The sequence below is a fragment of the Metabacillus litoralis genome (assembly GCF_007994985.1).
Lineage (GTDB): Bacteria > Bacillota > Bacilli > Bacillales > Bacillaceae > Metabacillus > Metabacillus litoralis.
The window spans coordinates 27,813-44,041 of record NZ_VOQF01000018.1 but is presented as its reverse complement, the minus strand read 5'-3'; the positions used below and the strand labels follow the sequence as shown (position 1 = coordinate 44,041).

The following is a 16,229-nucleotide window of genomic DNA, read 5'->3' as shown; positions in this document are numbered from 1 at the left end:
TTTTTACCAAACGTATGCTAATACTTCTCCACCAGCTTGTTTTGCACGAGCTTCTTTGTCAGTCAAAACACCTTGAGAAGTTGAAACGATCGCGATACCTAAACCATTAAGTACACGTGGTACTTCATCAGATTTAGCATAAACACGTAAACCTGGTTTACTGATTCTTTTAAGACCAGTAATTACACGCTCATTGTTTGATCCGTATTTAAGGAAAATACGAATGATACCTTGTTTGTTATCTTCTACATATTCAACATCACGTACGAAACCTTCACGCTTAAGAATTTCAGCAATTTCTTTCTTGATTTTCGATGCAGGAAACTCAAGTTTCTCGTGACGTACCATATTCGCATTACGAATGCGAGTAAGCATATCTGCAATAGGATCTGTCATAACCATTACTAAATAACCTCCTTCCCGTTTTACGGTTTTACCAGCTAGCTTTTTTCACGCCTGGAATTTGACCTTTGTAAGCAAGTTCACGGAAACAAATACGGCAAAGTTTAAATTTGCGTAGTACAGAGTGTGGACGTCCGCAACGTTCGCAACGAGTGTACTCTTGTACTTGGAATTTTTGCGTGCGCTTTTGCTTAGCAATCATTGATTTTTTAGCCACAATTTCGCCTCCCTTTACTTAGCGATTATTTTTGAAACGGCATTCCGAACTGTGTTAATAGTTCACGTGCTTCTTCATCAGTATTCGCAGTTGTAACAATAACGATATCCATACCACGAACTTTGTTTACTTTATCATAATCAATCTCAGGGAAGATTAATTGCTCTTTAACACCTAATGTGTAGTTACCGCGACCGTCAAATGATTTCTTTGATACTCCACGGAAATCACGTACACGTGGTAATGAAACAGCGATTAACTTATCTAAGAATTGGTACATACGCTCACCGCGTAATGTAACTTTTGCACCGATTGGCATACCTTCACGAAGACGGAAACCAGCGATTGATTTTTTTGCTTTAGTAACAACTGGTTTTTGACCAGTGATTTGAGTTAACTCTTCAACAGCAACATCTAATGATTTAGAGTTTGAAACTGCATCACCAACACCCATGTTGATTACGATTTTATCTAATTTAGGAGCTTGCATAACTGATTTATAAGAGAACTTCTTCACTAATGCAGGCGTAATTTCATTTTGATACTTTTCTTTAAGGCGGTTCATACAAATACCTCCCTTCCTGATTTACTATTTATCTAAAGTTTCACCAGATTTTTTAGCTACACGTACCTTTTTACCGTCTACCACTTTAGAACCAACACGAGTCGGCTCACCTGATTTTGGATCAAGTGGCATAACATTTGATACATGGATAGGTGCCTCTTGGCTTAAGATTCCACCTTGTGGATTAGCTTGAGAAGGTTTAGAGTGTTTCTTCACTATATTAATACCTTCTACAAGTACACGATCTTTTTTAGGATAAGAAGCAAGTATTACACCTTGTTTTCCTTTATCCTTACCAGAGATAACCATTACTTTATCACCTTTTTTGACATGCATCCTGTCGCACCTCCTTAGTAACGCAATAATATTTATTATAGAACTTCCGGAGCTAAAGAAACGATTTTCATAAAATTGTTTTCACGTAATTCACGTGCAACAGGTCCGAAAATACGAGTACCACGTGGGCCTTTATCGTCACGAATAATCACACATGCATTTTCGTCGAATTTGATGTAAGAACCATCTGAACGACGTGCACCGCTCTTAGTACGAACGATTACAGCTTTAACAACTTCACCTTTTTTGACAACGCCACCTGGTGTTGCTTGTTTTACCGTACATACGATAACATCACCAATATTAGCAGTTTTACGACCAGAACCACCTAATACTTTGATTGTAAGTACTTCACGAGCACCAGAGTTGTCAGCAACTTTTAAACGAGATTCTTGTTGGATCACTTATGTTACCTCCCTTCGGAATTAACTATCCGAACAAAATTAAATGATAATAGCTTCTTCAACGATTTCTACTAGACGGAAACGCTTAGTAGCTGATAATGGACGAGTTTCCATTACTCTTACGATATCACCAGTTTTTGCTTGGTTGTTTTCATCATGTGCTTTGAATTTTTTAGAGTATTTTACACGTTTGCCGTATAGTGAGTGTGTTTTATAAGTTTCTACAAGAACTGTAATTGTCTTATCCATTTTGTCAGAAACAACACGACCAGTATACACTTTACGTTGGTTACGATCACTCATTCGGTAAACCTCCTCTCTTATTAACGATTATTAGCAGCGAGTTCTCTTTCACGTATAACAGTTTTCATACGAGCGATAGATTTACGAACTTCACGAATGCGAGCAGTATTTTCTAATTGTCCTGTCGCTAGTTGAAAGCGAAGGTTAAATAATTCTTCTTTAAGAGACTTTACTTTTTGTTCAATTTCAGCAGTGGTAAGGTCACGAATTTCATTAGCTTTCATTAGATTCACCACCAATTTCTTCACGTTTTACAAATTTCGTTTTGATCGGTAATTTATGAGATGCTAAACGTAATGCTTCACGAGCAACTTCTTCAGAAACACCTGAAATTTCAAACAATACTTTACCTGGTTTAACTACTGCTACCCAACCTTCTGGAGCACCTTTACCAGATCCCATACGCACCTCAAGAGGTTTTGCTGTATAAGGCTTAGAAGGGAAGATTTTAATCCAAACTTTACCGCCACGTTTCATGTAACGTGTCATCGCAATACGAGCAGCCTCGATTTGACGGTTTGTAATCCATGAAGCTTCTAGAGCTTGAATACCAAATTCACCGAAATGAACCTCAGTACCGCCTTTAGCACGACCGCGCATTTTTCCACGGTGCTCTCTGCGATATTTTACGCGTTTTGGCAATAACATATTATTTTCCTCCTTCCTCAGTTTTCTTCTTAGTAGGAAGAACCTCTCCACGATAGATCCATACTTTAACGCCTAATTTACCGTAAGTTGTATCAGCTTCAGCTGTTCCATAATCAATGTCAGCACGAAGTGTGTGAAGTGGAACTGTTCCTTCGCTATAATGCTCTGCACGTGCGATATCTGCTCCACCTAAACGACCAGATACTTGAGTTTTAATACCTTGTGCACCAGAACGCATTGCGCGTTGAATAGTTTGTTTTTGAGCACGACGGAATGAGATACGATTCTCTAATTGACGTGCGATATTTTCAGCAACTAATTTAGCATCTAAATCAGCTTTTTTGATTTCTAAAATGTTGATGTGTACACGTTTACCAGTTAATTGGTTAAGTGCTTTACGAAGTGCTTCAACTTCAGTACCACCTTTACCGATTACCATACCTGGCTTAGCAGTGTGGATAGTAATGTTTACACGGTTTGCAGCACGTTCGATCTCAATTTTAGATACAGATGCATCACTAAGACGCTTAGATACGTATTCACGAATTTTGATATCTTCATGTAAAAGAGTTGAGTAGTCTTTACCAGCGAACCATTTTGACTCCCAATCACGAATAACCCCAATACGAAGACCGACTGGATTTACCTTTTGACCCACAGTTTATCCCTCCTTCTTTTCTGTTAAGATGATTGTGATGTGACTTGTGCGCTTGTTAATTGCACTTGCACGACCCATAGCACGTGGGCGGAAACGTTTAAGAGTTGGACCTTCATTAGCAAAAGCTTCAGTTACAACTAAGCTATTAATGTCCATTTCATAGTTATGCTCAGCGTTTGCCACTGCAGATTTTAAAACTTTCTCTATGATTGGAGAAGCAGCCTTTGGCGTATGTGTTAAAATCGCTACTGCTTCGCCTACTTGCTTACCTCGAATAAGATCTAAAACTAAACGAGCTTTACGAGGAGCAATGCGTACTGTTCTTGCGACAGCTTTAGATTGTTGCATGTAATATGCCTCCTCTCATTAACGTCTTGTTTTTTTATCGTCATTTGCATGACCTTTGTACGTACGTGTAGGTGCAAACTCACCAAGTTTGTGTCCTACCATGTCCTCAGTTACATATACAGGAACATGTTTACGACCATCATAAACTGCAATTGTATGACCAATGAATTGTGGGAAAATTGTAGAACGACGAGACCAAGTTTTAATTACTTGCTTCTTTTCAGTTTCATTCAATTTTTCAACTTTGCTTATTAAATGTTCATCCACGAATGGTCCTTTTTTTAAGCTACGGCCCATGATTGTACCTCCCTTCGCGATCGCGCTACGGTTCGAATGAACCGTAGTTCAACCACGTTATTTTTTACGACGACGCACGATAAACTTATCTGATTTGTTTTTCTTCTTACGAGTTTTAGCACCAAGAGTTGGTTTACCCCATGGAGACATTGGTGATTTACGTCCGATTGGAGAACGTCCTTCACCACCACCGTGTGGATGGTCATTAGGGTTCATTACAGATCCACGTACAGTTGGGCGTTTACCTAACCAACGAGAACGACCTGCTTTACCAATGTTGATTAATTCGTGTTGCTCGTTACCAACTTGACCTACAGTCGCGCGGCAAGAAGAAAGAATCATACGAACTTCACCAGAGTTTAAACGTACAAGTACGTATTTACCTTCTTTACCAAGAACTTGAGCAGATGTACCTGCAGAACGAACTAATTGTCCGCCTTTTCCTGGTTTTAATTCGATGTTGTGTACCACAGTACCAACAGGAATATTAATAAGTGGAAGTGCATTCCCTACTTTAATGTCAGCCTCAGGACCAGACATAATCTCTAAACCTACTTTTAGGTTTTTAGGAGCAAGGATGTATCTTTTTTCACCATCAACATAATTGATAAGTGCAATGTTTGCAGAACGATTTGGATCGTATTCGATTGTAGCAACGCGTCCTGGTATACCATCTTTGTCGCGTTTAAAATCGATCACACGATATTGGCGTTTGTGTCCGCCCCCTTGGTGACGAACTGTAATTTTACCTTGGTTATTACGTCCACCTTTTCTATGAACCGGTGCAAGTAATGACTTTTCAGGTTGGTCTGTAGTAATTTCAGCAAAATCAGATACTGTCATCCCACGACGACCATTTGAGGTTGGTTTGTATTTTTTAATCGCCATATCGATATCCCTCCTTTTCTATTAGAATTTATACTTCAAATAATTCGATTTCTTTGCTATCCGCAGCAAGCTTAATGATTGCTTTGCGTCGACGGTTAGTTAAACCGCTGTAACGACCTACACGTTTAAATTTACCTTTATAGTTCATGATGTTAACTTTTTCAACTTTCACACCAAAGATCGATTCGATCGCATCTTTAACTTCAGTTTTATTAGCTCTAACATCTACTTCAAAAGTATATTTTTTCTCAGTCATAAGATCAGTTGAACGTTCAGTGATAACGGGGCGCTTAATAATATCACGAGGATCTTTCATTACGCAAGCACCTCCTCTACTTTTTGCACTGCAGCTTTCGTCATAATAAGTTTATCATGGTTAAGTACATCAAGAACATTTACACCATCTGCAGTTACTACTGTTACTCCAGGGATGTTACGTGCTGATAATGCAACATTTTCGTTATTGTCAGCTGTTACGATTAATGCTTTCTTCTCTACAGAAAGTCCTTTTAATACTGAAGACATTTCTTTCGTTTTAGGTGCATTAAGCGCTAAGTCCTCTAATACAACGATACTGTTGTCAATTACTTTAGATGATAAAGCTGATTTAATCGCTAAGCGGCGAACTTTTTTAGGTAATTTATATGCATATGAACGTGGAGTTGGTCCGAATACGATACCACCACCGCGCCATTGTGGCGAACGGATTGATCCTTGACGAGCACGACCAGTTCCTTTTTGACGCCAAGGTTTGCGTCCTCCGCCTGCTACTTCAGAACGTCCTTTTACTTTATGAGTTCCTTGACGTAAGGAAGCTCTTTGCATGATAACCGCATCAAATAATACATGCTGATTAGGTTCGATACCAAATACAGAATCATTAAGTTCGATTTCTCCAACGTTTGATCCAGTTTGGTTTAATAATGCTACTTTAGGCATTACCCAATTCCTCCTTTCCTACTGAAATTATTTAGATTTTACTGCGCTTTTCACAGTAATAAGAGCTTTTCTTGGCCCAGGTACATTACCTTTAATTAATAATAGATTGCGTTCTGCATCTACTTTAACGATTTCTAAGTTTTGAACAGTAATACGTTCTCCACCCATACGACCAGGTAAAAGTTTGTTTTTAAATACACGGTTTGGTGCTACAGGTCCCATTGAACCTGGACGACGATGGTAACGAGAACCATGAGACATAGGTCCACGAGATTGGTTGTGGCGCTTGATAGAGCCTTGGAAACCTTTCCCTTTAGATACTCCTGTTACATCAACTGTTTCACCAGCAGTGAATATATCAACTTTGACTTCTTGACCAACTTCGTATTGCTCTAAGCTAGCTTCACGAAGTTCTTTAACGAAGCGCTTAGGTGCAGTATTTGCTTTTGCTACATGGCCTTTTTCTGGTTTGTTAGATAACTTCTCACGCTTGTCTTCAAATCCTAATTGAACTGCTGTGTATCCATCAGTATCAACAGATTTCTTTTGAAGTACAACGTTCGGAGTAGCTTCGATTACAGTTACCGGAATTAAATCACCATTTTCAGCAAATACTTGCGTCATACCTATTTTTCTTCCTAAGATTCCTTTGGTCATGAGTCACACCTCCTATTAATATTAATTAATTTATTTTTTAAAATTATAGTTTGATTTCAATGTCAACACCAGACGGTAAGTCTAAACGCATTAGCGCATCAACAGTTTGTGGTGTTGGGCTGATGATATCAATTAAACGTTTATGAGTACGCATCTCAAATTGCTCACGAGAATCTTTGTACTTATGAACCGCACGTAGGATTGTGTATACAGATCTTTCAGTCGGTAACGGAATTGGACCAGATACATTTGCACCAGAACGTTTTGCAGTTTCTACGATTTTCTCAGCTGATTGATCAAGAATTCTGTGATCATAAGCTTTTAAACGAATACGAATCTTTTGTTTTGCCATTATTTTCCCTCCTTTTCGCCTACTTTTAAAATAGACATTTTCTCCGCAAGAATTTTCCCTACACACGCCATGGCAAAGCGGCCGTGTGTATCGGCAACCTCCTGCTTCATCGCAGTCAAAGACCAACATTGTCTATTATACAAAAAACTGATGTTATATGCAAGAGCTAATTAATAAATTATTAATATTCTTGAGCACTTTTACTATTATACATACATTGTATAATAATATCAACAATAGTCTATGTGGTTTATATTTCTAACTATAAAGAAAGTTTATTCTGATAATGAAGAGAGCATTGTTTAATATAAAATTATAGATAACCCATCATAAAGACAATTACAAAAAATCTTTAATAGAATACTTACTTTGGATTTTGTCTATTTTTTAAGTGGCTCTGTTAAACTTTGTTGTTGATTTTCATTTAATAATCAACATTAAGCACTAAGGTAGTCTTTTAATTAATAAAGCAGTTTTTTAAGAAGCCTCTATGAAGACTATACATATAGAAGAAAAATTTAAGGATTAGAACTATTTATTGCTATTAGCCTTATCATTAACCATATGTGCTTAATTCATTTTTAGTTGAATAGTAACTATTATCAATAATTTCGGCACAAAAAAAAGCGAGCATCGATATGCTCGCTTTTATCTTCTATATAATAGAAGGTTTATTATTTTTGGATAGAAGCAACTACGCCAGCGCCTACTGTACGTCCACCTTCACGGATTGAGAATTTAGTACCTTCTTCAATCGCGATTGGAGCGATAAGCTCAACTGTCATTTCTACGTTATCTCCCGGCATAACCATTTCTACGCCTTCAGGAAGTTGGCAGATACCAGTTACATCAGTTGTACGGAAGTAGAACTGAGGACGGTAGTTAGTGAAGAATGGAGTGTGACGTCCACCCTCTTCTTTAGATAATACATAGATTTCTGCTTTGAAGTTAGTGTGTGGTGTGATAGTACCTGGTTTAGCAAGTACTTGACCACGTTGGATATCATCACGAGCAACTCCACGAAGAAGTGCACCAATGTTATCTCCTGCTTCAGCATAATCAAGAAGTTTACGGAACATTTCAACACCTGTTACAGTAGTTGATTTTGGTTCTTCAGTTAAACCGATGATATCGATTACGTCACCAACTTTAACTTGTCCACGCTCAACACGACCTGTAGCAACTGTTCCACGACCAGTGATTGAGAATACATCCTCAACCGGCATCATGAATGGTTTCTCAATGTCACGTTCTGGAGTTGGGATATATTCGTCAACTGCGTTCATTAGTTCAACGATTCTTTCTTCCCAATCAGCTTCTCCTTCAAGTGCTTTAAGAGCAGAACCTTTAATTACAGGAACATCATCACCAGGGAAATCGTACTCAGAAAGCAAGTCACGAACTTCCATTTCTACTAATTCTAATAATTCTTCGTCATCAACCATGTCACATTTGTTTAAGAATACAACAAGGTAAGGAACACCTACTTGACGAGATAAAAGGATGTGCTCACGAGTTTGTGGCATTGGGCCATCAGCAGCAGATACTACTAAGATACCGCCATCCATTTGTGCTGCACCAGTGATCATGTTTTTAACATAGTCAGCATGTCCTGGGCAATCTACGTGTGCATAGTGACGAGTGTCAGTTTCATACTCAACGTGTGCAGTTGAAATAGTGATTCCACGCTCACGTTCTTCTGGAGCTGCGTCGATCATATCATATGCCATAGCTGCACCTTTACCACTGCGTTTTGCAAGTACAGTTGTGATTGCTGCTGTTAAAGTTGTTTTACCATGGTCAACGTGACCAATTGTACCAATATTAGCATGCGTTTTGGAACGGTCGAATTTTTCTTTACCCATTCTAAAAACCTCCTCAGAGTTTTAATTATAGTTTTAAGATATATGTAACAGAAAGTGAATTCTTCACTCTCTGTTCTCACATAAGTAGTTATACTTCATTAAAGGGGGTAAAATCAATTACTCACCTTTATTTTTTTTGATAATTTCTTCAGAAATCGATTTTGGCACTTCTTCATAGTGATCAAAGCTCATAGTAAATACTCCACGACCTTGAGTGTTAGAACGTAATGAAGTAGCATATCCAAACATTTCAGAAAGTGGAACCATTGCACGAACTACTTGTGCGTTTCCACGAGCTTCCATACCTTCTACACGGCCACGACGAGAAGTTACTCCCCCCATGATATCTCCCATGTATTCTTCTGGAATAACAACTTCAACCTTCATAACAGGCTCAAGAATTACCGGGCTACATTTTGACACTGCATTTTTAAGTGCTAATGAAGCAGCGATTTTAAATGCCATCTCACTTGAGTCAACATCATGGTATGATCCATCAACAAGTGCAGCTTTAACATCAACTAATGGATATCCAGCAAGAACTCCATTGCCCATTGCATCTTCAAGACCAGCTTGAACTGCAGGCACGTATTCACGAGGAACTACTCCACCAACGATTTTGTTTTCGAATTCAAACCCTTTTCCTTCTTCGTTAGGTGCAAATTCAATCCAAACGTGTCCGAATTGTCCACGTCCACCAGATTGACGAGCAAACTTACCTTCAACTTTAGCTCCTTGACGGAATGTTTCACGGTAAGCAACCTGTGGAGCACCAACGTTAGCTTCTACTTTGAATTCACGTTTCATACGATCAACTAAGATATCTAAGTGAAGTTCACCCATACCTGCGATGATTGTTTGACCCGTTTCAACATCAGTGTGTGCACGGAATGTTGGATCTTCTTCTTGAAGTTTTACTAAAGCAGTTGTCATTTTATCTTGGTCTGCTTTAGATTTAGGTTCAACAGAAAGTTGGATTACTGGCTCAGGGAATTGCATAGACTCTAAGATAACAAGGTTTTTGTCATCACATAGAGTGTCACCAGTAGTTGTATCTTTCAAACCTACAGCTGCAGCAATATCTCCTGAGTGAACTTCTGAAATCTCCTCACGGCTATTTGCATGCATTTGAAGGATACGTCCTACACGCTCACGCTTACCTTTAGTAGAGTTTTGGATGTATGATCCAGAACTTAAAGTACCTGAGTAAACACGGAAGAATGTAAGTTTACCAACATAAGGATCTGTCATTACTTTGAAAGCTAATGCAGAGAATGGTGCAGTATCGCTAGATTCACGAATAACTTCTTCTTCAGTCTCAGGAACAATACCTTTAATTGCAGGTACATCAAGAGGTGATGGAAGGTAGTCAAGTACTGCATCTAACATTTTTTGAACACCTTTGTTTTTGAATGCAGATCCACAGATTACTGGATAAAATTCTACGTTAAGTGTACCTTTACGAATTGCAGCTTTTAGCTCATCGTTAGAGATTTCTTCTCCACCAAGGTATCTTTCCATTAGATCTTCGTCTAGTTCTGATACTGCTTCAACTAACTTTTCACGATATTCATTAGCTTGTTCTACGTATTCTTCAGGTATCTCTTTATCAACGATATCAGTACCTAAATCATTACCATAGAATGTTGCTTTCATTTCTACTAAATCGATGATTCCTTCAAATTGATCCTCAGCACCAATCGGTAATTGGATTGGGTGAGCATTAGCTTGAAGACGATCATGGATAGTTCCTACAGAATATAAGAAATCCGCACCGATTTTGTCCATTTTATTAACGAACACAACACGTGGAACTCCATAAGTTGTAGCTTGACGCCAAACTGTTTCAGTTTGAGGCTCAACACCTGATTGAGCATCAAGTACTGCTACAGCACCATCAAGTACACGTAAAGAACGTTCAACTTCAACAGTGAAGTCTACGTGTCCTGGTGTATCGATGATGTTTACGCGGTGACCTTTCCACTGCGCAGTTGTCGCAGCAGAAGTGATCGTGATTCCACGCTCTTGTTCTTGCTCCATCCAGTCCATCTGTGATGCACCTTCATGAGTTTCGCCGATTTTATGAATTCGACCAGTGTAATAAAGTACACGCTCAGTTGTAGTTGTTTTACCAGCATCGATGTGAGCCATGATACCAATATTACGAGTATTTTCTAAGGAGAACTCTCTTGCCATTGGGTAATTTCTCCTTCCAAATTGGAATTTTTTTGTGTTTTAGTTTAAGTTTAATTCTACCAACGATAGTGAGCAAATGCTTTATTTGCTTCAGCCATTTTGTGAGTATCTTCACGTTTCTTAACTGCTGCACCAGTATTGTTAGCAGCATCAAGAATTTCGTTAGCTAAACGCTCTTCCATCGTCTTTTCTCCACGAAGACGAGCGTAGTTTACTAACCAACGAAGACCTAAAGTAGTACGACGATCTGGACGCACTTCTACAGGTACTTGGTAGTTAGCACCACCAACACGACGTGCTTTAACTTCAAGAACTGGCATGATGTTTTTAAGTGCTTGTTCAAACACTTCCATTGCATCCTTACCTGAACGTTCTTTAATTAAATCGAAAGCATTGTAAAGTACAGATTGTGCTTTACCTCTTTTTCCGTCGATCATAATTCTGTTTACTAAACGTGTAACAAGCTTTGAATTGTAAAGTGGATCTGGTAATACATCTCTTTTCGTAACAGGACCTTTACGTGGCATGTTATGTCCTCCCTTCATTTAAGTTTAATCTATTTGATTATTATTTTTTAACTTTAGGACGTTTTGTACCGTATTTAGAACGACCTTGCATACGGCCATCAACACCAGCAGTATCCAACGCTCCACGAACGATGTGGTAACGTACCCCCGGTAAATCTTTTACACGACCTCCACGAATAAGAACAACACTGTGCTCTTGTAAGTTGTGTCCGATACCAGGAATATATGCTGTTACCTCAATTCCGTTTGTTAAACGTACACGAGCATATTTACGAAGCGCTGAGTTAGGTTTCTTAGGCGTCATCGTACCTACACGAGTACATACACCACGTTTTTGAGGTGATGATAAGTTCGTTTGCTCTTTTTTGAAGCTATTGTAACCTTTGTTTAATGCAGGTGATTTTGATTTCTCAACTTTGCTTACGCGACCTTTACGCACTAATTGATTAATAGTAGGCATTTTGGTTTTCCTCCCTTCATTTTTAATACCACACATCCAGGTGGTTCATATTTAGGCAAAAACAAAGTCTCTGCAATGTATTATATATAAATTGCAAAAACAGTTTTTACTGTATTATAGCTACAGCTGCAGCTCCAACTTCAATTCCACAAGCTTTACCAAGCTCTTTCATAGAAGTAACCTTTGTTAAAGGAACTTGCTGTTGTTCTGCTGCTTGAATAATCTTTTGGACAATTCGATAATCAGCATCTTCAGCAATGATGATCTCTCTAACTTCATTGTTTAATAGAGCCTTCACTGATTGCTTAGTACCAACAATTATTTTGTTTGCCTGTGATACTTTTTCATAAGACATAATTCTATATCCTCCAAAGCAACAGGTGTAAGATTGAGCACCTTGAATATAGTAACATTGGAAGAGATGGATGTCAACCTAACTCTATAAAATTATTTGAGCATCCATCTCAAACCAACATTTCCATATAGATATCTAAATTATAATTTAATTAAAACTTAATCGACTGATACAACCTCTTCAGTTTGTTGAACTTTAGAGATAGGTTCAGCTTGACGATATCTTGGCATTCCAGTTCCTGCTGGAACAAGTTTACCAATGATTACATTTTCTTTAAGTCCTAGTAATTCATCACGTTTACCTTTAATTGCTGCATCTGTTAGAACACGTGTTGTTTCTTGGAAAGATGCTGCAGATAAGAACGAATCTGTTTCTAGTGATGCTTTTGTAATACCAAGTAATACAGGTCTACCTGTTGCTGGACGTTTACCGTCTAACAATACTTGTTTATTAGCATCAGTAAATTGATGTACATCTAGTAATGTTCCTGGTAATACATCTGTGTCACCAGCATCCATTACTCTTACTTTACGAAGCATTTGTCGTACCATAACCTCTACGTGCTTATCTCCAATTTCTACCCCTTGCATACGGTATACTTTTTGTACTTCACGTAATAGATATTGTTGTACTGCTTGTAAATCTTTTACTTTTAGTAACTCTTTAGGATCGATTGAACCTTCTGTTAAGACTTGACCACTCTCAACTTTATCACCTTGAGTTACTTTAAGTCTTGCATTATATGGTGCTGTGTAAGAACGGGACTCTACTTCACCTTGAATAACAATTTCTTGCTGTTTATCACGCACTTCGTTTATTTCTGAAACTACCCCAATAATTTCCGAGATAATTGCTTGACCCTTAGGGTTCCTTGCTTCGAATAACTCTTGAATACGCGGTAAACCTTGAGTGATATCGTCTCCTGCAACCCCACCTGTATGGAATGTACGCATCGTTAACTGTGTTCCAGGCTCACCGATTGATTGAGCCGCAATAATTCCTACTGCTTCACCAACCTCAACCTCTGTACCTGTAGCAAGGTTACGACCGTAACATCTTTTACATACACCATGTCTAGTGTTACATGTAAATGCAGAACGGATCCATACTTTATCAATTCCTGCTTCAATGATTTCAACAGCAATATCCTCTGTAATTAACTCGTTCTCATTAACAATGATTTCATCTGTTTCAGGATGTTTAAGAACCTTACGACAGTAACGTCCTATTAGACGCTCATCTAACTTTTCAATGATCTCAGTACCTTCTCTAATCGATTCTGCAAGAATACCACGATCTGTACCACAATCATCATCACGAATGATAACATCTTGAGCAACATCAACAAGTCGACGTGTTAAGTAACCTGAGTCTGCCGTTTTAAGTGCAGTATCAGCAAGACCTTTACGCGCACCGTGAGTAGAGATGAAGTACTCTAATACTGTTAATCCTTCACGGAAACTAGACTTGATTGGTAATTCAATGATTCGTCCAGCCGGATTGGCCATTAGTCCACGCATACCAGCAAGCTGTGTAAAGTTAGATGCATTACCACGAGCTCCTGAATCACTCATCATAAAGATTGGGTTGCGTTTATCTAGTGACGCCATTAACTTACCTTGAATTGTATCTTTAGCTGCACTCCAAATTGAGATAACACGTTCATAGCGTTCATCTTCAGTAATTAAACCTCTTCTGAACTGCTTTAATACATTATCAACTTTCGTTTGTGCTTCACTTATAATTTCTTTTTTCTCTGGTAAAACGATGATATCAGACACACCAACAGTAATACCTGCTTTAGTTGAATATCTAAAGCCAAGATTTTTCATGCGATCTAGCATTTTTGAAGTTTCAGTGATATGGAACTTCTTGAAGATCTCAGCAATTACATTTCCAAGGATACCCTTTTTGAAAGGAGCAATTTCATCTTGAGCCTCGATAAACTCTTTTACATTTGCAGTTGTTTCAAGGAAATACTTCTCTGGAGTCTTTTCTTCAATGTTTTGTTTTGTTGGCTCATTCATATATGGGAATGATTCCGGTAAAATTTCATTAAAGATCAGCTTTCCAACCGTTGTAACAAGTAACATTTTGTTCTGTTTTTCAGTAAAGCTTTGCTTATTTAATGACCCAGCATTTACAGCTACACGTGTATGTAAGTGTACATATCCGTTTTGGTATGCAAGTAGCGCTTCACTTGTATCATTGAAGATCATTCCTTCACCTATTGTTCCAGAACGTTCTAATGTTAAGTAGTAGTTACCTAAAACCATATCCTGTGAAGGAGTAACAACTGGTTTACCATCTTTAGGGTTAAGAATGTTTTGAGCAGCAAGCATTAATATACGAGCTTCTGCTTGAGCTTCTGCTGAAAGTGGTACGTGAACTGCCATTTGGTCACCATCGAAATCTGCATTGTATGCAGTACATACTAGAGGGTGAAGTCGAATTGCGCGACCTTCCACTAAAGTAGGTTCGAAAGCTTGAATTCCTAATCTATGAAGAGTAGGTGCACGGTTAAGTAATACTGGATGCTCTTTAATAACCGATTCTAATACATCCCAAACTTCAGGCTGTACTCGCTCAATTTTACGTTTTGCACTCTTAATATTATGAGCAAGACCTTTTTCAACTAGTTCCTTCATGACGAATGGTTTGAACAACTCAAGTGCCATTTCTTTCGGTAATCCACATTGGTACATTTTTAAGTTTGGACCAACAACAATTACAGAACGACCAGAGTAGTCAACACGTTTACCCAGAAGGTTCTGACGGAAACGTCCTTGTTTACCCTTTAACATATGTGAAAGAGATTTTAACGGACGGTTACCTGGACCAGTTACCGGACGACCACGACGACCATTATCGATTAAAGCATCAACTGCTTCTTGAAGCATACGCTTTTCATTTTGAACGATAATGCTTGGTGCACCTAGATCTAATAAACGCTTCAAACGATTATTACGATTAATAACACGTCTATATAAGTCATTTAGATCTGAAGTAGCAAAACGACCACCATCAAGTTGTACCATCGGACGTAACTCAGGTGGGATAACAGGTAGTACGTCTAAAATCATCCAAGAAGGTTCATTTCCAGAGTTTCGGAATGCTTCAAGAACTTCTAAACGCTTAATTGCACGCGTTCTACGTTGTCCCTGTGCAGTCTTCAACTCTTCTTTTAAGCCTTCTACTTCTTTATCAGCATCGATATCCGCAAGAAGCTTTTTAATTGCTTCTGCACCCATTGATGCTTGGAATGTATTACCATACTTTTCACGATAAGCACGGTATTCTTTTTCAGATAATAGTTGTTTCTTTTCAAGTGGTGTATCACCAGTTTCAGTAGTGACATAGGAAGCAAAATAAATAACTTCTTCCAATGCACGAGGAGACATATCTAATACTAAACCCATACGACTTGGAATACCTTTAAAGTACCAAATATGTGATACAGGAGCAGCTAATTCAATATGACCCATTCTTTCACGGCGAACTTTTGCACGTGTAACTTCAACACCACAACGATCACAAACTACACCTTTATAACGTACTCTTTTATATTTTCCACAATGACATTCCCAGTCTTTTGTTGGACCAAAGATACGTTCACAGAATAAACCATCTTTTTCTGGTTTTAACGTACGGTAATTAATTGTTTCTGGTTTCTTAACCTCTCCAAATGACCAAGAACGGATCTTGTCAGGTGAAGCTAAGCCGATGCTCATATATTCAAAATTATTAACATCTAACAAGGGGCCTACCTCCCTTTTCGTCTTCAGGTTATACCCTATTTTAAAAAGTAAGAA

At 38.4% G+C, this 16,229-nt stretch carries 22 protein-coding genes; all 22 read right to left on the bottom strand.

Annotated elements, in window-relative coordinates; genetic code table 11:
* Positions 1 to 3 precede the first annotated feature (3 nt).
* On the bottom strand, positions 4 to 402 hold the full coding sequence (gene rpsH / locus FS935_RS20575) for a 30S ribosomal protein S8 (protein WP_146950521.1): 399 nt from the start codon (positions 400 to 402) through the stop codon (positions 4 to 6).
* A 31-nt stretch (positions 403 to 433) separates the two neighbouring features.
* Entirely contained in the window at positions 434 to 619 is a 186-nt protein-coding gene (locus FS935_RS20570; RefSeq protein ID WP_046180680.1) for a type Z 30S ribosomal protein S14, read from the bottom strand.
* 25 nt (positions 620 to 644) lie between these two features.
* Positions 645 to 1,184, bottom strand: coding sequence for a 50S ribosomal protein L5 (gene rplE, locus FS935_RS20565; protein WP_146950520.1), 540 nt, complete (start codon positions 1,182 to 1,184; stop codon positions 645 to 647).
* A 24-nt stretch (positions 1,185 to 1,208) separates the two neighbouring features.
* The gene (gene rplX, locus FS935_RS20560) at positions 1,209 to 1,520 is read right to left on the bottom strand and encodes a 50S ribosomal protein L24 (RefSeq protein ID WP_146950519.1); all 312 of its coding nucleotides are present in this window, start codon (positions 1,518 to 1,520) and stop codon (positions 1,209 to 1,211) included.
* A gap of 35 nt (positions 1,521 to 1,555) precedes the next feature.
* A complete protein-coding gene (gene rplN, locus FS935_RS20555; RefSeq protein ID WP_146950518.1) occupies positions 1,556 to 1,924 on the bottom strand; it encodes a 50S ribosomal protein L14 in 369 nt (122 codons plus the stop codon).
* 39 nt (positions 1,925 to 1,963) lie between these two features.
* A complete protein-coding gene (gene rpsQ / locus FS935_RS20550) occupies positions 1,964 to 2,227 on the bottom strand; it encodes a 30S ribosomal protein S17 (protein ID WP_146950517.1) in 264 nt (87 codons plus the stop codon).
* 20 nt (positions 2,228 to 2,247) lie between these two features.
* The gene (gene rpmC / locus FS935_RS20545) at positions 2,248 to 2,451 is read right to left on the bottom strand and encodes a 50S ribosomal protein L29 (RefSeq protein WP_098798317.1); all 204 of its coding nucleotides are present in this window, start codon (positions 2,449 to 2,451) and stop codon (positions 2,248 to 2,250) included.
* A complete protein-coding gene (gene rplP / locus FS935_RS20540) occupies positions 2,441 to 2,875 on the bottom strand; it encodes a 50S ribosomal protein L16 (protein WP_003225801.1) in 435 nt (144 codons plus the stop codon). Before rplP ends, rpmC begins: the two co-directional genes overlap by 11 nt.
* Position 2,876: 1 nt before the next feature.
* Complete coding sequence (rpsC, locus tag FS935_RS20535; RefSeq protein WP_146950516.1) at positions 2,877 to 3,533, bottom strand: 30S ribosomal protein S3; 657 nt, start codon at positions 3,531 to 3,533, stop codon at positions 2,877 to 2,879.
* A gap of 3 nt (positions 3,534 to 3,536) precedes the next feature.
* Positions 3,537 to 3,881 (bottom strand): 50S ribosomal protein L22, encoded by a 345-nt coding sequence (rplV, locus tag FS935_RS20530; protein WP_146950515.1) that lies wholly within the window; start codon positions 3,879 to 3,881, stop codon positions 3,537 to 3,539.
* An 18-nt stretch (positions 3,882 to 3,899) separates the two neighbouring features.
* Positions 3,900 to 4,178 (bottom strand): 30S ribosomal protein S19, encoded by a 279-nt coding sequence (gene rpsS, locus FS935_RS20525; protein WP_146950514.1) that lies wholly within the window; start codon positions 4,176 to 4,178, stop codon positions 3,900 to 3,902.
* 57 nt (positions 4,179 to 4,235) lie between these two features.
* Positions 4,236 to 5,066: a 50S ribosomal protein L2 gene (rplB, locus tag FS935_RS20520; RefSeq protein WP_146950513.1), complete on the bottom strand. Its 831-nt coding sequence runs from the start codon at positions 5,064 to 5,066 to the stop codon at positions 4,236 to 4,238.
* A 28-nt stretch (positions 5,067 to 5,094) separates the two neighbouring features.
* Positions 5,095 to 5,382, bottom strand: a complete 288-nt coding sequence (rplW, locus tag FS935_RS20515; protein ID WP_146950512.1) for a 50S ribosomal protein L23 — start codon at positions 5,380 to 5,382, stop codon at positions 5,095 to 5,097.
* Complete coding sequence (gene rplD / locus FS935_RS20510; protein WP_146950511.1) at positions 5,382 to 6,005, bottom strand: 50S ribosomal protein L4; 624 nt, start codon at positions 6,003 to 6,005, stop codon at positions 5,382 to 5,384. Before rplD ends, rplW begins: the two co-directional genes overlap by 1 nt.
* 27 nt (positions 6,006 to 6,032) lie before the next feature.
* The gene (rplC, locus tag FS935_RS20505; protein ID WP_146950510.1) at positions 6,033 to 6,662 is read right to left on the bottom strand and encodes a 50S ribosomal protein L3; all 630 of its coding nucleotides are present in this window, start codon (positions 6,660 to 6,662) and stop codon (positions 6,033 to 6,035) included.
* A 43-nt stretch (positions 6,663 to 6,705) separates the two neighbouring features.
* Complete coding sequence (rpsJ, locus tag FS935_RS20500; protein WP_026561219.1) at positions 6,706 to 7,014, bottom strand: 30S ribosomal protein S10; 309 nt, start codon at positions 7,012 to 7,014, stop codon at positions 6,706 to 6,708.
* A gap of 674 nt (positions 7,015 to 7,688) precedes the next feature.
* A complete protein-coding gene (gene tuf / locus FS935_RS20495; RefSeq protein WP_146950509.1) occupies positions 7,689 to 8,879 on the bottom strand; it encodes an elongation factor Tu in 1,191 nt (396 codons plus the stop codon).
* A gap of 117 nt (positions 8,880 to 8,996) precedes the next feature.
* A complete protein-coding gene (gene fusA, locus FS935_RS20490) occupies positions 8,997 to 11,075 on the bottom strand; it encodes an elongation factor G (RefSeq protein WP_146950508.1) in 2,079 nt (692 codons plus the stop codon).
* A gap of 56 nt (positions 11,076 to 11,131) precedes the next feature.
* Positions 11,132 to 11,602, bottom strand: coding sequence for a 30S ribosomal protein S7 (gene rpsG / locus FS935_RS20485; RefSeq protein WP_111618110.1), 471 nt, complete (start codon positions 11,600 to 11,602; stop codon positions 11,132 to 11,134).
* Positions 11,603 to 11,642: 40 nt separating this feature from the next.
* Complete coding sequence (gene rpsL / locus FS935_RS20480) at positions 11,643 to 12,062, bottom strand: 30S ribosomal protein S12 (RefSeq protein ID WP_146950507.1); 420 nt, start codon at positions 12,060 to 12,062, stop codon at positions 11,643 to 11,645.
* 106 nt (positions 12,063 to 12,168) lie between these two features.
* Positions 12,169 to 12,417, bottom strand: a complete 249-nt coding sequence (locus FS935_RS20475) for a 50S ribosomal protein L7ae-like protein (protein WP_146950506.1) — start codon at positions 12,415 to 12,417, stop codon at positions 12,169 to 12,171.
* 158 nt (positions 12,418 to 12,575) lie between these two features.
* The gene (gene rpoC, locus FS935_RS20470) at positions 12,576 to 16,175 is read right to left on the bottom strand and encodes a DNA-directed RNA polymerase subunit beta' (RefSeq protein WP_146950505.1); all 3,600 of its coding nucleotides are present in this window, start codon (positions 16,173 to 16,175) and stop codon (positions 12,576 to 12,578) included.
* Positions 16,176 to 16,229: the final 54 nt, after the last annotated feature.

Excerpts from the sequence above, each read along its gene's own strand:
- rpsH (WP_146950521.1), bottom strand. The coding sequence starts at position 402 with ATGGTTATGACAGATCCTATTGCAGATATGCTTACTCGCATTCGTAAT.
- rplE (WP_146950520.1), bottom strand. The coding sequence starts at position 1,184 with ATGAACCGCCTTAAAGAAAAGTATCAAAATGAAATTACGCCTGCATTA.
- rplX (WP_146950519.1), bottom strand. The coding sequence starts at position 1,520 with ATGCATGTCAAAAAAGGTGATAAAGTAATGGTTATCTCTGGTAAGGAT.
- rpsQ (WP_146950517.1), bottom strand. The coding sequence starts at position 2,227 with ATGAGTGATCGTAACCAACGTAAAGTGTATACTGGTCGTGTTGTTTCT.
- rpmC (WP_098798317.1), bottom strand. The coding sequence starts at position 2,451 with ATGAAAGCTAATGAAATTCGTGACCTTACCACTGCTGAAATTGAACAA.
- rplP (WP_003225801.1), bottom strand. The coding sequence starts at position 2,875 with ATGTTATTGCCAAAACGCGTAAAATATCGCAGAGAGCACCGTGGAAAA.
- rplV (WP_146950515.1), bottom strand. The coding sequence starts at position 3,881 with ATGCAACAATCTAAAGCTGTCGCAAGAACAGTACGCATTGCTCCTCGT.
- rpsS (WP_146950514.1), bottom strand. The coding sequence starts at position 4,178 with ATGGGCCGTAGCTTAAAAAAAGGACCATTCGTGGATGAACATTTAATA.
- rplB (WP_146950513.1), bottom strand. The coding sequence starts at position 5,066 with ATGGCGATTAAAAAATACAAACCAACCTCAAATGGTCGTCGTGGGATG.
- rplW (WP_146950512.1), bottom strand. The coding sequence starts at position 5,382 with ATGAAAGATCCTCGTGATATTATTAAGCGCCCCGTTATCACTGAACGT.
- rplD (WP_146950511.1), bottom strand. The coding sequence starts at position 6,005 with ATGCCTAAAGTAGCATTATTAAACCAAACTGGATCAAACGTTGGAGAA.
- rplC (WP_146950510.1), bottom strand. The coding sequence starts at position 6,662 with ATGACCAAAGGAATCTTAGGAAGAAAAATAGGTATGACGCAAGTATTT.
- rpsJ (WP_026561219.1), bottom strand. The coding sequence starts at position 7,014 with ATGGCAAAACAAAAGATTCGTATTCGTTTAAAAGCTTATGATCACAGA.
- tuf (WP_146950509.1), bottom strand. The coding sequence starts at position 8,879 with ATGGGTAAAGAAAAATTCGACCGTTCCAAAACGCATGCTAATATTGGT.
- fusA (WP_146950508.1), bottom strand. The coding sequence starts at position 11,075 with ATGGCAAGAGAGTTCTCCTTAGAAAATACTCGTAATATTGGTATCATG.
- rpsG (WP_111618110.1), bottom strand. The coding sequence starts at position 11,602 with ATGCCACGTAAAGGTCCTGTTACGAAAAGAGATGTATTACCAGATCCA.
- rpsL (WP_146950507.1), bottom strand. The coding sequence starts at position 12,062 with ATGCCTACTATTAATCAATTAGTGCGTAAAGGTCGCGTAAGCAAAGTT.
- FS935_RS20475 (WP_146950506.1), bottom strand. The coding sequence starts at position 12,417 with ATGTCTTATGAAAAAGTATCACAGGCAAACAAAATAATTGTTGGTACT.